Source organism: Candidatus Chloroploca mongolica (assembly GCF_004762035.2).
Classification (GTDB): Bacteria; Chloroflexota; Chloroflexia; order Chloroflexales; family Chloroflexaceae; genus Chloroploca; species Chloroploca mongolica.
In genome coordinates this window covers 11,689-26,875 of the sequence record NZ_SIJK02000007.1, presented here as the reverse complement: position 1 = coordinate 26,875, position 15,187 = coordinate 11,689, and the positions used below count along the sequence as shown (strand labels likewise).

The 15,187-nt window shown below is 58.4% G+C and carries 9 protein-coding genes; 3 read left to right on the top strand and 6 right to left on the bottom strand.

All coding sequences use genetic code 11. The annotated features are described in order from the left end of the window. Window positions 1-363: 363 nt before the first annotated feature. The 3 genes from EYB53_RS05620 (at window position 364) to acs (ending at window position 5,524) form a co-directional block, all read left to right on the top strand. Entirely contained in the window at window positions 364-1,314 is a 951-nt protein-coding gene (locus EYB53_RS05620; protein ID WP_254150912.1) for a tyrosine-type recombinase/integrase, read from the top strand. 346 nt (window positions 1,315-1,660) lie between these two features. Then, complete coding sequence (gene prpE, locus EYB53_RS05615) at window positions 1,661-3,559, top strand: propionate--CoA ligase (protein ID WP_135477235.1); 1,899 nt, start codon at window positions 1,661-1,663, stop codon at window positions 3,557-3,559. A 30-nt stretch (window positions 3,560-3,589) separates the two neighbouring features. Beyond that, window positions 3,590-5,524 (top strand): acetate--CoA ligase, encoded by a 1,935-nt coding sequence (gene acs / locus EYB53_RS05610; RefSeq protein WP_135477234.1) that lies wholly within the window; start codon window positions 3,590-3,592, stop codon window positions 5,522-5,524. Window positions 5,525-5,605: 81 nt separating this feature from the next. Here acs and EYB53_RS05605 read toward each other — a convergent pair whose 3' ends face one another. From EYB53_RS05605 to EYB53_RS05580, 6 genes are all read right to left on the bottom strand, one after another. Continuing rightward, entirely contained in the window at window positions 5,606-7,183 is a 1,578-nt protein-coding gene (locus EYB53_RS05605) for a CHAD domain-containing protein (RefSeq protein ID WP_135477233.1), read from the bottom strand. Window positions 7,184-7,195: 12 nt separating this feature from the next. Continuing rightward, entirely contained in the window at window positions 7,196-7,810 is a 615-nt protein-coding gene (locus tag EYB53_RS05600) for a CYTH domain-containing protein (RefSeq protein WP_167857276.1), read from the bottom strand. A gap of 257 nt (window positions 7,811-8,067) precedes the next feature. After that, on the bottom strand, window positions 8,068-9,255 hold the full coding sequence (gene tgt, locus EYB53_RS05595) for a tRNA guanosine(34) transglycosylase Tgt (RefSeq protein WP_503827056.1): 1,188 nt from the start codon (window positions 9,253-9,255) through the stop codon (window positions 8,068-8,070). Window positions 9,256-9,280: 25 nt separating this feature from the next. Beyond that, window positions 9,281-10,714, bottom strand: coding sequence for a cellulase family glycosylhydrolase (locus tag EYB53_RS05590; RefSeq protein ID WP_135477230.1), 1,434 nt, complete (start codon window positions 10,712-10,714; stop codon window positions 9,281-9,283). 11 nt (window positions 10,715-10,725) lie between these two features. Further along, on the bottom strand, window positions 10,726-12,147 hold the full coding sequence (locus tag EYB53_RS05585) for a cellulase family glycosylhydrolase (protein ID WP_135477229.1): 1,422 nt from the start codon (window positions 12,145-12,147) through the stop codon (window positions 10,726-10,728). A 12-nt stretch (window positions 12,148-12,159) separates the two neighbouring features. Then, on the bottom strand, window positions 12,160-15,039 hold the full coding sequence (locus EYB53_RS05580; protein ID WP_135477228.1) for an alpha-L-rhamnosidase-related protein: 2,880 nt from the start codon (window positions 15,037-15,039) through the stop codon (window positions 12,160-12,162). Window positions 15,040-15,187: the final 148 nt, after the last annotated feature.

Here is a 15,187-nt window from a genome sequence, read left to right as displayed (position 1 = left end):
GAAAGACTGGTCTTGTCGGCCTTGTGACAACACGGGTGACAGGGCGTAGAAGTGATTGCAATCAGCTAAAAAGAGGTTTGAGGGCAGAACGAAATGCGTCTGGTGGGGAGATGGAAAATATGACAACCTCTTTATATATGAGGCTTCAAATATTCAGAGACGTGAACTAGAATTATCGCTAACTTTTTGCTATAATGCGCGTGAATATAACCAAAAGAGCGTGACTCGAGAACGAGAGGGCCCAAGGGCTCTTAGGTGATAGCCAACTGATGCCCATAGCAGCAGATGGCTAGGTGACGCCAGCAAGAAGTAGGGTGCGCAGCAGCAAGACGCGGACCCAGAGCGTCACACAGGAGGGCGGACATGTCCACGAACGCCAATCTCTCACTCCATTGCCCGCGTACGATCGCAAGTGAAATGGAGACATTTCTCAGCGATGTTGTACACGAGCATGGTCTGAGCACAAACACGATCACATCATACCGGTGCGATCTCCGCACGGCCGCAGCAATGATCGAGGCTCCACTCGAGGCGATTACGGCTGACGACATCAAGCAGTTTTTCGCCAGTCGTAACGAACAGCCGGGAACAACCAACCGGCGGATTGCGAGTCTGGGTCGGTTTTTTCGCTGGGCGGTCAAGCAAGGTCTAGCCTTGCACAACCCGGTCGAGCAGGTGAATTCACGCTATCATACCGAACATCGTCCACAGCCTATTGCCAGCGAAGCCGAGCGGCGGGCGTTAGACAGTGCGATTGCCAATTCATCGCAGCCGTACCGTTTGATCTTTATTCTTTTGCGCGAGATTGGGATTCGTACCGACGAGGTGCTGAACCTCAATGTTGGCGATGTGATTCTTGAACCCGGACGCGAAGTGTTGCTGGTTCAGGATAGCAAGAGTGGCACCAAACGAATGGTGGTGTTGACGCCTGATGTGATGCCGCGCAGCCTCCGTGGGTTGCGGAGTTGGATGCGTGAAATGGCCGAGGCGCTTCCCCCCGAGACACCGCTCTTTCGTTCATCGCGGGGCAACCGTGCGTCGTATGACACATTGCATCGCCGCTGGGTACAGGTCTGCAAGCAGGCCCACCTTGTCGACATTGAGGATGGACGCGAAGTACCGCGTTACACGTTGCATCACTTGCGTCACACGGCTGCCGCCGAACTGATCGCCTTCTATCCCGAGCAGGTCGTACGGCGGATCCTTGGTCACCGTGATCCGCGTAGCACACGTCGGTACGCCGAAATCGTGCATGCACACCAGCTTGGTGGCTCAACACAAGAGGAAGCCCAGCGCGAACAACAGGCTTCCTAACGCCTGTTTGTGCATTGGTGTAGCCCACGAGAAAACCGCCAGCACTGCTGGCGGTTTTCTCGTGGGCTGAAGTATTTTAGCTAGGGCGGACACTCTTGGCGGCCTGGTTACGCTGTTTCTGTTTATGGTGAAATTTTCTTCACCAGAAAGGTAGATGTATTCTACCTGCAATTGCGTTTTCAGGGATTACAATAGAGGGACAGTCACACAGACTTGGTATAGAATCTTTACAGTGTTTTGCGAAAGCGCAACCCTTGCAATACCACGCATTGCGTGGTATTGTTCTGCAACACTGTGTACAATTTCCTTGTCCAGGAACCGAATTCCTCAGAGAGGAGGCGTTTGTATGGGCTACGCGGAACTTCACCGCCGCTCGATCGAAGACCCGGAGGGCTTTTGGGGGGAGCTTGCTGCTGAGCTTCATTGGTACAAGCCGTGGGATAAGGTGCTTGATGACAGCAAGGCACCTTTTTATCGCTGGTTTGTTGGTGGTGAGACCAACATGTGCTACAACGCCGTCGACAGGCACGCGCTCGGGCCGCGTCGCGGTCAGGCGGCTTTGATCTGGGAGAGTCCAGAGGTTGGGCAGTCGCGTACGCTTACCTATTTTGAACTCTACCGCGAAGTCAATCGGCTTGCTGGGGTTTTTCATAGCCTGGGGGTACGCAAAGGTGATCGGGTGATCATCTATATGCCAATGGTGCCCGAGGCGATTTTTTCGATGCTGGCCTGTGCGCGCCTTGGCGCGATCCATTCGGTTGTGTTTGGTGGCTTTTCGATTACGTCGCTGGCGTCGCGCATTGATGATGCCGAGCCAGTCTTGATTGTTACCGCCGATGCTGGGATGCGCAAAGGCATGCCCGTTCCGCTCAAGGAGATTGTTGATCGTTCGATCGAGGCTGCAGATTCAGATAGTGTGCGTGATGTGCTTGTTCTGGATCGCGGGCTTGTGCCAATCGAGATGAAGAAGGGCCGTGATCTTGACTGGGCCGAGCAACTCGAGAAGCGTGGGATGCGCTACATCGAGCCAACTCCCGTGCAGTCGACTGATCCACTCTATATTCTCTATACCTCGGGCACAACCGGCAAGCCCAAGGGTGTCGTGCGTGACACCGGTGGGTATATGGTGGCCCTGCACGCCTCGATGAGCCACATCTATGATTGTGGTGATGGCGATGTCTACTGGTCGACGTCGGATATTGGCTGGGTCGTTGGGCATAGTTATATTGTCTATGCGCCGCTGCTCAAGGGTGTGCCGACGGTGGTCTATGAGGGTCGGCCTGACCATCCTGATCCAGGCGTCTGGTGGCGAGTGATCGAGAAGTATGGCGTGACCCACGTCTTTACGGCCCCGACGGCGCTGCGGGCGTTGCGCAAGTTCCCCGATCAGTGGATGAAGAATGCCGACATCAGTTCGATGCGGATGCTGTATGCCGCTGGTGAGCCGCTTGATGCGCCGACCTACGAGTGGGCCAAAGATACCCTTGGGGTGCCGGTGATTGACCACTACTGGCAGACCGAGAGCGGCTGGAGCATGCTCACGAACCCGGTCGGGGTCGAGCAGATGCCCGTCAAGCCTGGTTCGCCCTCGGTGGCGGCCTTTGGGCATAATCTGGAGATTGTTGACACCGATGGCAACTCGATCCCGCGTGGGGAAAAGGGCTTTTTGATTGAGCATGGCCCGTTGCCCCCCGGCATGTTGATGACGCTCTGGAATGATGATGATCGGTACCTGAAGAGCTACTGGGAGCATTTCAAGGGCAAGACGGTCTATATGTCGGGCGACTATGCGATCCAGGATGCAGACGGTTACTACTGGATGCTTGGTCGCGCCGATGAGGTCTTGAATGTGTCTGGGCACCGCCTGGGCACGCGTGAGATCGAAGAGGTTATTTCGAGCCATCCCGCCGTTGCCGAGGCAGCGGTGATTGGCGTCCGTCACGAACTCAAAGGCGAAGGTGTCTTGGTGCTCGCGGTGCTCAAGCAGCACATTGCGGCTGCTGATCGCGACAGCATTTCGCGCGGTCTAACCCAACTGGTGCGCGAGAGCATCGGGCCGATCGCCACACCTGATGCCATTCACTTTGTCAGTATGTTGCCCAAGACGCGCTCGGGCAAGATCATGCGCCGTGTGATGCGAGCCGTCTATCAGGGCGATAATATTGGTGATCTGAGCACGATCGAAGACGATGCCACCGTTGATATGGTGCGCGAGGCGGTTGATCTGCTCAAGGGCGATCTGTAGTTGTGTGTTGTGGAACAAGGAGGTTACCCCATGACCGAGCCCCGCGATGTGGCAACGTACCATCACGATGAGGTTTTTACGCCGGACTCGTCAATCGTCGAACAGTCCAATGTGATGGCCTACGCCCGTTCCAAGGGTCTTTCGAGCTACGATGAACTGTATCAGTGGACACTCGATAACAATGAGCAGTTCTGGGCCGATATGGCCAGTGAGTTGGAGTGGTTTGAGCCCTGGGAGAAGGTGCTTGATGATAGTGACAAGCCCTTCTTTAAATGGTTCACTGGTGCCAAGACGAACATTGTGCATAATGCGCTTGATCGCCATGCCCGTTCGTGGCGCAAGAACAAGCTGGCGATCGTGTGGGAGGGTGAAGACGGTACGCAGCGCACCTTTTCGTACCATGCGCTGAACCGCGAAGTCAACAAAATGGCGAATGTGCTCAAGAGCGTGGGTGTGAAGAAGGGTGATATTGTCACCATCTATCTGCCACGTATTCCTGAGTTGCCGATGTTTATGCTTGCCTGTGCGAAGATCGGGGCCGCCCATAGCGTGGTGTATGGCGGTTTCTCTGAGGCGGCCCTGGCCGACCGCCTGGCTGATGCGCACAGCAAGGTTCTGGTGACCGCCGACGGCGGCTTTATGCGCGCCAAGGTGATCGAACTCAAGCAGATTGCCGATGAGGCGATGTCGCGTACGCCAACTGTGCAGACGTGTCTGGTCGTGAAGCGCACCGGCCACGAGGTCAATATGGAACTTGGCCGCGATCTGTGGCTGCACGAGTTGATGAGCTTGCCGATTGCTGCGGCTGAGTGCCATACCGAGGCGCTCGATGCCGAGACGCCACTCTTTATTTTGTATACCTCGGGGACAACCGGTAAGCCCAAGGGTGTGGTGCATACCCACGGCGGCTATATGGTCGGTACCTATGCGACGCTCAAGATGGTCTTTGACCTGAAGGAAGAGGATCGCTACTGGTGTGCCGCTGATCCGGGCTGGATCACCGGCCATAGCTATATTGTCTATAGCCCGCTGTTGAATGGCGCAACATCGTTTATGTACGAAGGGGCCCCCAACTATCCCTTCCCCGACCGCTGGTGGTCGCTCGTCAATCGTCACTCGATTAGCATTCTCTATACGGCGCCAACCGCTATTCGTGGGCTGATGCGCTTTGGAGAGGCCTGGCCTTCCCGCCACGACTTGAGCAGCCTGCGTTTGCTTGGTTCGGTCGGTGAGCCGATCAACCCCGAGGCGTGGAAGTGGTTCTACAATGTGATCGGTGGCAGCCGCTGTCCGATTATGGATACGTGGTGGCAGACCGAGACGGGCCACTTTATGATCACGCCCACGCCGGTGGTGCCGCTCAAGCCGGGCAGCGCAACGCGGCCGTTCCTGGGTGTCGAGGTTGATGTTATCCACGAGGATGGCTCTTCGTGTGGGCCAGATGAGGATGGGTTGTTGGTGATCAAGCGACCCTGGCCTGGCATGATGCGGACGATCTTGAATGATCCGCAGCGCTATGTTGATACCTATTGGACCAAGGTTCCCGGCATGTATGCTGCTGGCGATAGTGCTCGCAAGGACGCCGATGGCTACATCTGGGTCATTGGACGTCTCGATGATGTGATCAAGGTCTCGGGGTACCGCCTTGGCACGGCAGAAGTTGAGAGTGCGCTGGTCAGCCACCCAGCGGTGGCCGAGGCTGCGGCGATTGGTTTGCCGCACGAGGTCAAGGGCAATGCGATCCATGCCTTTGTCATTCTGCGGGCGACCTTCGACGGTAGTCCCAAGCTCGAAGATGAACTGCGGAGCCACGTTGGTCACGAGCTCGGGCCGATTGCGCGCCCAGATCAGATTACGTTCGTCACTGTGCTGCCCAAGACGCGTTCGGGTAAGATTATGCGGCGTGTGCTCAAGGCGCGTGCCCAGGGTCTGCCTGAGGGTGATGTGAGTACGTTAGAGGAATAGGGTTGCTTCTCGCCCATGCAAAAAAGCCAGCGTCGCTGGCTTTTTTGCATGGACGATAGTTCTGTAAGCCAGCGTTGCGGTTTACAAGTTGAGCATTAAATCCACGAGGATCTGACGATACGCGGGGCTATTGAGCTGAGCCCAGCGCTCGGGGAGTTCAGCGATGAGTTGGTGGCCGTGCTCTTCGCGCAGGGTCATATAGGCGGCGACGGCGGCCCCGGTGGTGGCGTCGCGGCGATGCGGTACGAGCAGGGCGCGGGCGACATCGAGGTCGTTGAGTTCACCGAGGTGATCCTGGAAACCGACGAGCGCGTTCACCGCTGTTTCAGCGCACTCACCGAGGGTATCACTGAAGAGCTCGAGCACATAACGCATGCGTTTGCCCTCGATGCGCATCATGTGGAGTTGAGCAATTTCGGCTGGCAAGCCACCCCGGTCGTAGGCGCGGAGGGCTTCGTAGTGCCGCCAGATCGTACTCCCACCGAGATCGCAGACGCGGGGTTGGTCGTCCCACTGGGCATGATCATTCATCATACGGGCGCAACGTTGGACAAACGCCGCGTGATCGTCACGGTTCAGGTGCTTGATCAGGGCGGCATAGGCTGCCTTGCGTTCGCTGCCGAGACGTTCGATCAGCGTAGCAAGGCCGGGTTGCAACTCGCTGGGGAGTGACGCGGCCCGTCGGGTGAGATCATCGAGCAAGACATCGCGGTCGCGTACGGCGCTTGCTTCGCGGGCAATGCGCCCGATGCCTTTGCTATACTTGCGCAGATCGGTGCCACTATAGACCGGGTCAAGCAGGCGCAGAATCGCACGCAGGCGTCGCGTGGCCACACGGAGGGCATGGACGGCCTCGATGTCGGTATCGGCGCGAACATCGCGCTCAGCGAGCAACATCCGGCGAAGTTGACGCCGCAGCAAGACGCGGCCCAGTTCGGCCAGGGGCGTGGTCGCCTGCGCATACCATGGCTCGAGCAGGCCAGTTTCACTTGCCTCGGGATCGTCGGGTTGCGCGATCGGCGCATCCAGGGCCTGGGCCGGCTCGGGTTGAGCCGCTTCTTCGGCCCATTGGAACCCGTGCGGCGCTTCATCCCCAGCATTTTCAACCACCATATCGAGCGACTCACCAAAGACCCTGGTCCAGAGATCGGCCTTCGCGATGGCCCGTTCGCCATCCTCCTGGGCATAGGGGCCGGCGAGGTGCAGACAAAAGCCACTGGTTGTGCGGCTTACGGCGTGCAGCACGGTGGTTTGCGACTGGCTATTATCGAGGCCATCGGCCACCCGTAAGAGGGCGGCATAGTGCAGCGCCTCGGCGCGAGCTTTGTTGCCCAAGGCAAGATAGGCGGGCTCGACCTGGGGGCGTACCTTCTTGCGATGAAAGGCCACCTGTGCGGCCACGATCGCACGTTCTCGCTGGGCAAAACCATCGGTCAATTGACCAAGGACAAGATCGCGGCCCACGAGGTGATGATCGGCAGGATTGGTGGTCAAACCAACATTATGGAGCAGTGCGCCAACTTCGAGCAGATACCGTCGATCAGGATTGAGCGAGTATTGTTCGGCGGTGGCATCAAAAAGCGCGAGGGAGAGATCGGCAACCCGCCGAGCGTGGGCTTGATCGACGTAATAGGTTGTCAACAGTTCATCAATGCTCATAATGATATCCCCTTACGCGTGGGCTCGTAACTCGAGCGCACGCTGAAGCTTGGTGCGTGGTTCAGGTGTAAGCGTAATGTGCAAGCTCAGGGCTGACGCAAGGGCGACGAGGTCTTCGTGGACACCCTCGCTGAGCAATTCAATTTCGAGTTCACTAAAGGGTTGCTCATACGCGCCAACACCGAGCATCCCGTGATCGAGGCAAATTTCGGCAACTGGCACCCCTTCGCGCTGGGCATAGAGCACCTGGCGTTGGGTCGTAATGGTTACCGTTGGCACCAGCGTGGCTCCTCCAGTCAGAGCGAGGGCCAGTTCACGCGCTACCCCGGCGGGCCAGGTTGTGGGCTGGGGATTGGTGCCAGGGAACTCGAACTCAGAGCGGCGATGCACGCCATCGGCGGCTACTTCGGCGGGGCCTTTGAGTGTAATCAGCGAACGCGAGCCAACCCGGCGCACACGCAGGCCATAGCGTGCTGCGGTGAGGCGCGCATCAACGGTATCATAGTACACATTCTCTTGTTGTTCGGGGGCGGGGGCCGGTTCGAGATGATAAATACCCAGGCTTTGCAACGTGGCGACGATGCCAAGATCAGCGGTCTCTACACGATATTTTGCTTCAATTTCCATAGTTGTTCCATTGCGCTGGTGGTGCGACGGGCGTACTCCCGGCCGCATCAACCAGGTCGCTCGTAACGCAGCAGCGAGAAACAGACCACACTGGCTGTTGCTGTGCTGTCTCTGCTTAGGATACCATACCTTGAGGGCTGTCGCCTATGCGCGATTCGGCGGAGGCTTCGCCTCCCCCGAAAAACTGCTTACATTCAGTTTTGGTGGCTTCGCCGCCAAAACTGAATGTAAGCACCGATGTTAGGGCCTGCCCCACTTCACAGTGTAAGCGCCTTGCCCATCCAGGCGGCATAGAGTTCAGGGAAACGTCCGGCGGCAATGGCGGCGCGTACTTCGGCCATGAGGTCGAGCAGAAAGGCGACGTTGTGCAGGCTGACCAGGCGCAGGCCAAGGATCTCTTTGGCGCGGTAGAGGTAATGAATATAGGCGCGTGAGAAGTGTTGGCAGGCGTAACAACGGCATCCTTCTTGCAAGGGCGCATCGTCTTCACGGAGGGGCGCATTGAGCACATTGAGCTTCCAGCGGCGGCTGGGATCGCGGATCAGCGCAGTGCCGTGGCGCCCGAGGCGGGTGGGACTCACGCAGTCGAACATATCAATGCCACGGGCGACCCCTTCAAAGAGGTCATCGACATCGCCAATGCCGAGCAAATGGCGGGCAAGACCGTCGGGCATATGGGGCACGGTCATGGCGACGACTTCGTAGATCTGGCTTTTATCGGCCCCGAGGGAACCACCGATGCAGAGGCCATCGAAGCCCATCGCGCCAATATGTTCGGCGCTGGCCTGGCGAAGATCGGGGAAGACGCCCCCGTGGACAATGCCAAAGAGGCGCTGATCGGGATTGGGCAAGGCCCCCGGATCCCGCTCGCGATGCGTCGTGAGGCAGCGCTCGGCCCAACGATGGGTGCGGGCCAGGCTCTCGCGGGTATAGTCATAGCCAGCGCGGAAGGGCGGCAACTCATCAAAGGCGAGGATGATATCGCCGCCAATGCCGTGCTGCACCTGAATGGATCGTTCGGGCGTAAAGACATGGCGCGAGCCATCGAGATAACTTTTGAAGATGACCGCATCTTCGGTCACCTTCACCATATCGGGCAGGCGCTGGGCGTGCTGAGGGCGGCGGCCCTTGACTTCATCGGCAATGCCGCCATAGATGAGCGAGAAGACCTGGAAGCCCCCGCTATCGGTAAGAATCGGGCCATCCCAGCCCATAAAACGGTGCAACCCCCCGCGACGGGCAAGCAACTCGTGACCGGGTTGGAGATAGAGATGGTAGGTATTACCCAGAATAATGCTGGCACCATGGTCGTGCAACTCGTGGGGCGTCAACGCCTTGACGGTGCCACGGGTACCGACCGGCATAAAGACAGGCGTTGCCACCTGTCCATGCGCGGTGGTAAGCACGCCACAGCGCGCCTGCGATGCCGGGTCACGATGAGTAATGGTAAAGATGACGTGCCTCCATTTGCTATTTCCGACGCTCGATAAAGATAGGGGTAAACCCGATGGTTACGTGAAACTCGTCACCCACCCGTTGCATAAGTGACTCGTCTAATTCCACCCCATCGAGCGAGGTTGCCATAAAAAACTGTCCGACTGGGATGCTCACCGTTTGGTTTTCGGCCGAGCGCGACCAGAGCACATCAATCTGGCGAGGGCCATTGGTGAAGCGATAGCCTTCGATCGCTTCGGGTTGGCCGTAATCAATGATCTCTACCTGTTGATAGCCGCGGGTCAGCCGGATCATATGTTGCATTGCAATAAAGACGGGGCGCGGGCGATTTTGCCCATCAAGCAGACCTGAATTGCGCCAGCCGGGGCCATTGAGGGTATACCAGGCGACCATATCGATCTGGTTGCCAGCAGCACGTGCCATCACGCGCACAACGTGGTCGGCCTGGGCAATCGAAAAGGTCGGGAACAAGAGATCGGAGCAGTTGGTACAGAGCAGACTCGTTTCGTTGAGCCAGAGCGGTTTGTCGACGCCATAGCGGCTCATCACCTCGCGTAAAAAGCGTGCTTTGCCCAGGGTCACCCCACCCAGCGGTGTCCAGACCGAATTAGCCTGCAGGTCGTGGTCGAGGGGATAACGCCCTGTGAAGGATGGATAGCCATGAAAGGCCACGATATCAAACGAATCGGCGGCACCGGCCCGCAGCACGCCTTCAAAGAAGCGTTCAGGCTTGCCACGGGTGGGATCTGTCGTATCGGGGCGATCGAGCAAGAGCCCGCCGAGGATGATTTGGGCCTGTGGGTTGGCCCGACGTACGGCCGGTGCGACGGCCTTGAGCATGCGCCCATAGCGATCACCGCCATAGTAGGGATCGCGAATATCGCCCCAGCAGCCAAAAATCTGGTCGGGTTGCAGCAGCACCGGATCGATATCGGGCTCGTTGCCAAATTCCCAATATTGCACCTGATCGCGGTAACGACTGACGAGGGCTTCGACAAAGGCCGCGTAGGCCGGGAAGGCCTCATCTTTAATGGCGGCGCAGTTGGAAGGAACGATGGTGGCCCAGCGTGGTGAGCCACGGATGATGACGGTTGGGGTCACCCCGGCCTGACGGGCCGCAGCGAGATCGCGTTCAAAGTTTTGCAACGCTGCCCAGTTGTAGGGCCCGTTCTCTTCGGGTTGAACGAGATCCCACCGGACGCTGTTGAGGCGTACCCAGGTCGCCCCGAGATTGGCGGCCTGGGTGCGCAGGGCGTCAGAATTAGCCAGTGCATTGGGCCAGGTTTCAATCCCAAAGATCGGGGTTGCCCCGCTGCGCCCCATCACCGGGAAATAGAGCGTATAGGGTGATTGGGCCGGGGTAGGCGGTTGGGCCAATGTTGCTGCGGCCCCACCAACGACGATCAACAAAACCAGGCTAACAAGAAGAAGGCGCTGATACCAGGCCATACTCAATCCTTTCAGGGGAGCCGTTCGAGATAGATCGGATCAAATCCGATCGGTAGTTCAATCGTGCCATCGCTTGTGGCAACGCGCGATGGTAACAGTTCCGTTCCGTCCAGTGCGGTAACGCTGATCACCTGATCGGCGGGCAGGGTGACCGTCTGGTTCATCGTTGACCGTGACCAGAGCAGATCGACCACGGTCTCGTCTTTGTGAAAACGATAGCCCTCGATAGTGTCAGGCTGACCATAATCAACCGGTTCGATGCGGCGATAGCCTTGCAGCGTGGCAATCATATGGCGATAGGCAACAAAGGCCGGGCGTGGTTCCTGGCTACGGTCAAGCAGACCGGCCCCGCGCCAGCCAGGGCCATTGAGGGTGTACCATGTTACCATGCGTACGTCATGCGCGGCGGCGCGGGCCACTAGGCGCACAATATGATCGGCTTGTGCCTGAAAATGTTCTGGCAACTCAGGATCACACTTGTCATCGCGCGAATGGCAGACAAGCCCGGCCTCGTTGAGCCAGAGGGGCTTTTCGACGCCGTACCGATCCATCACCTCACGCAAGAATTTGACTTTGCCGAGCGAAAAGCCGCCCAGTGGCCCCCAACGATCATCGAACACAATAATTTCGGGATCAAAGAGACCCAGATCGTGATCGTAGCCCAGGCGGGCAAAGAAGGGGTAGCTATGGAAGGCCACAATATCAAATGAGTCGGCGGCGCCCGAGCGAAGAATGCCTTCAAAGAAACGCTCGGGTTTGCCTTTGGTGGGGTCAGTTGTCTCGGGTCGATCGAGCATCAGGCCGCCGATGACAATCTGTGCCTCGGGGTTGGCCCGCCGTACCGCCGGGGCGACGGCTTGCAACATGCGACCGTAGTGCTCGCCGCCATAGTAAGGGTCGTCAATGTTGCCCCAGCAGCCATAGACCTGGTCAATCGCAACGAGGCGCGGATCGGCATCCGGTTCGTTGCCAAATTCCCAGTACTGTACCTGGTCACGATAGCGCGTCACGAGGGCCTCGATAAAGGCGGCAAAGGCGGGAAAACTCTCTTCTTTGACCGCCGCGCAATTTGAGGGAAACACCGTGGCCCAGTGGGGTGACCCACGAATAATGACCGTCGGCTCCATGCCAAGTTCACGGGCCATCGCTAGATCGGCTTCAAAGCCACTCAAGACACTCCAATCGTAGTCACTCTCGGGCGTGGGCTGGACTTCGTCCCACCTGACGCTATTGAGGCGCAACCAGGTGACGCCCAGTTCAGCGGCTCTGGTCTGGACGATCTCTGATCTTCCCAGCACATTGCGGCTTGTTTCGACACCAAAGACAGGAGGAGTCCTGATTGGTTCATCTGGTTCTGCGGCAGGTTGGGAGGCACAGGCAGTGACCAGGAGGGCCATGATAAGAAGGAGGAGCAGACGCTGAGACCATTGCATAGCTACGTTCTCCTATGGTACGGCACGATCGCAGTGCCGATGGGTGTGCAACTGATAGCTTCCCCCGTCAAGCGCGATTTCCAGCGCTGTGTCCACAAGGGTCACGCTGGTGCTGGTCGCTGCTGTGTCGCGCGCCCAGATGACGTGATCATCAAGGGAGAGGCTCACGATGTGAGCGGCGTCAGGCAACCTGACGACGCCGGTTGTGCCAACGGGGGCGGTGAGCGTTACGGTCATTTCTTGGCAAGGATTGACGACCCGGTGGACGCTGAGAAGGCCCTCGGCGAGCGGGATGGTGCCGTGCATTTCGGTGAGGCGCGAGTGGTGCAGATCAACGCGCCAGCGCCCCTGGTCGAGTTGTTGCGCACCGAGGGCGTAGGTTGAGAGAAACCAGGTTGGCGAGCCTCCCCAGGCGTGCGAGAGACTGGCCCGGTAGGTCTGGTCGGCCCCGAGATTTTCCCACCAGGTTGTGGCCCCGCGGTCAAGCATAAACCCAAAGAAGCGTTCGATGACATCCAGGCCATCATCAATTCGTCCGGCCTGCCCGAGGCCCTCGAGCACATAGTAGAGGCCGAGCACTTGCACACGGGGTTGTTGGGGCGTGCCTAGCATTTCGAGCATTGCATCGGTCACGCGATCAGTGGTGCCGTCGGGCGGCAACCCGAAGGTGAGCGCTGCCGACTGGGCCTGGGGGGTGGCTGGGGTAAGGGTACCGTTCAGCAACCCGGCCATATAGCGACCTTCGGCAGGCCGATAGAGCAACTGGTTGATGCGGGTACGCAAGGCAATGGCGCGTGCTTGCCAGCGTTCAGCTTCGTCGTCGCGGCCCAGGGCCTGGTTGATGGCGGCCATATTGTGCAAGGCCCGATAATAGAAGGCATTGATCGCAGTACTTTGGCCCATACGATCCCAGTAACTGATCGAATCAAAATAGGCAATCCGGATCGGGCTATCGATCCGACTGAGATCGAGCAGGTTTGTTTGAGGATCTTCATTGGCCGCCAGGAAGTGCATAAACGTCACCATCCTGGGATAGAGGGACGCAACAAAAGCCCAGTCGCCGGTGAGCGTTCCATACTCGTAGGCACTCTGGATCCAGAGCATCCCATAGTCGAGCAGAAATTCGGTTCCGTTGGGGGCAAACGCCGTTGGTGGACCGTCGGTAACGGAATCCGCGATCTGTTGGAGCCCGCGGCGCAACAGAGCTGTTTCGCCAAAGGTGACCTGATTGACGCGGTCGGCAATATGGGCATCACCCCACCACTGGCCGCGCTCGCGCCAGGGGTCAGCATAGGCATCCTGCATCGAAGGATAGAGCGTCGTTGGTCCAAGCATCCAGATCTGATCGAGACGCGCATTGGAACTGGTAAAACTTCCCTGCAACGTGACCGGGTAGCGTTCTTCGTAGACCTGAACATGGCGCAACGTGACCGGCTCTTCGCCCCAGACCGCAATCAACACATAGCGGCCTGCGCGTGCATCAAGCGTGGTCAGCGTATGGATGCCTTCGGCCAGCACCCAGGTATCGACCTGATTCCATTCAGGATGGAGCGAACCGGGATGCGGCAACGGGCGAACATTGTTCCAGAGCCGCTCGTCCCACCCGAGATCAACGACGGTTCCTGCTGGTCCTTCCACCTCGGCAACGAGCCGCCCGTGGATCGTCCGCCCGAGATCAAGCACCACATAGGCTGGCCCCTGTTGAAATAACAGGTCGAGTTGTGCGCCTGGGCGAATGGCAACGACTCCTTCAGCGGGAACGAGATCGGCGAGCAAAAGGCGTCGTCCGGCGTGGCCCGTCTGGGTTGGTGGCGGCGTCAGTTGGGTTGCGGCCTGACTAATAGCAAAAGCCCAGGGCTCATCGCCGGGGTTGAGTCCGTTCACCTGTAGCAGATGTTGCCCCGGACCGAGTTGGGTCTGAGACTGACGCAGATCCGGTGGAGCATTGGGCACAGGTGACCAGACAAGGGGCACGGCATTCAGGTTGACCGACGAAGGCGGCTGGGTATAGCCAGGGTTAGTGAGCATCATCAGCGTGATCGGCGTTGTCTGAGTGAGGGTAAACCGATACTGGGCCGACCCATCGTTCTGGGGAGGCAAGGCCCCGACACGCAAACCGGGGGCCAGATACCCGGCGGTGTGAACACGAGCGGTTATAGGAACATCAACAAGTTGCGCAATCGAGCGCGGCTGGTAGATTGTTGTTGCGCCAGGGCCGGGACGGAGGACTGCCGGTGACCAGGTACGATCATCAAAAACTGGCGCTTGCCAAGCTACAGGCAACAACCGGAGATCGAGTTGTTCGGAAGGCCCAAGGATGCCCCAAGCGTGAACATGGGCCGGATGAGGGTTCCAGGCCGTGCTTCGCCAGGCACGGCACTGTTCAGGCGTGAGTACCTGCGTAAAACCAGGTGTTACCAGCCGCATCTGGACATGCGGATCGACCGACTCAGAGCGACGCAGATTGGGTGCCCACTGGGCCTGGACAGCCAGCACGAGTGAGCCTGCCGGGAGATTGCTCAACGGCAAGCGATCATACTCACGGCGCATATGGGAAAACCGCGCCGGCCCGCGACCTGCGACGACTCCATTCACCCAGGCTTGATAGCGTGTATCAGCAAACACCTGAAGCTCGGCCTGGTTCAACGGAGTTGGCAGATGCAACGTACAGCGCAACAATGTCACCTCGTGTCGTGCCGGAGGCTCAGTATGTGACCAGAGTTTTGGGATATAAGTAAAAGCATCAGCCTGAGTAACGTGGGGTAAGTAGACCACAAAGGGATGGGATCGCCCATCCTGCGCCAGGATCGCCCGGGGTGCGAGAATGAGCGCCAGAGCGAGCCCGCCTAACAGAAGCAGCCAGAAGGTCAACCGGAGAATCTGATAGTGCATGGGGTAAATATACCACAAGGTGCAGTTTCTTTTTGTGTACAGGGCTGTCGCCCTGAAGTCCAGGTTCTTTCGCGGAACAAGCGCAAGAACGAATTCCTCGGAGCTATAGGCACCCAGGAGGCTCAAGGTGCTGTACAATCACAGAGGA

What these genes read in the sequence shown, in the direction of transcription:
- EYB53_RS05620 (WP_254150912.1), top strand. Translation starts at nt 364, where the DNA reads ATGTCCACGAACGCCAATCTCTCACTCCATTGCCCGCGTACGATCGCA.
- prpE (WP_135477235.1), top strand. Translation starts at nt 1,661, where the DNA reads ATGGGCTACGCGGAACTTCACCGCCGCTCGATCGAAGACCCGGAGGGC.
- acs (WP_135477234.1), top strand. Translation starts at nt 3,590, where the DNA reads ATGACCGAGCCCCGCGATGTGGCAACGTACCATCACGATGAGGTTTTT.
- EYB53_RS05605 (WP_135477233.1), bottom strand. Translation starts at nt 7,183, where the DNA reads ATGAGCATTGATGAACTGTTGACAACCTATTACGTCGATCAAGCCCAC.
- EYB53_RS05600 (WP_167857276.1), bottom strand. Translation starts at nt 7,810, where the DNA reads ATGGAAATTGAAGCAAAATATCGTGTAGAGACCGCTGATCTTGGCATC.
- EYB53_RS05590 (WP_135477230.1), bottom strand. Translation starts at nt 10,714, where the DNA reads ATGGCCTGGTATCAGCGCCTTCTTCTTGTTAGCCTGGTTTTGTTGATC.
- EYB53_RS05585 (WP_135477229.1), bottom strand. Translation starts at nt 12,147, where the DNA reads ATGCAATGGTCTCAGCGTCTGCTCCTCCTTCTTATCATGGCCCTCCTG.
- EYB53_RS05580 (WP_135477228.1), bottom strand. Translation starts at nt 15,039, where the DNA reads ATGCACTATCAGATTCTCCGGTTGACCTTCTGGCTGCTTCTGTTAGGC.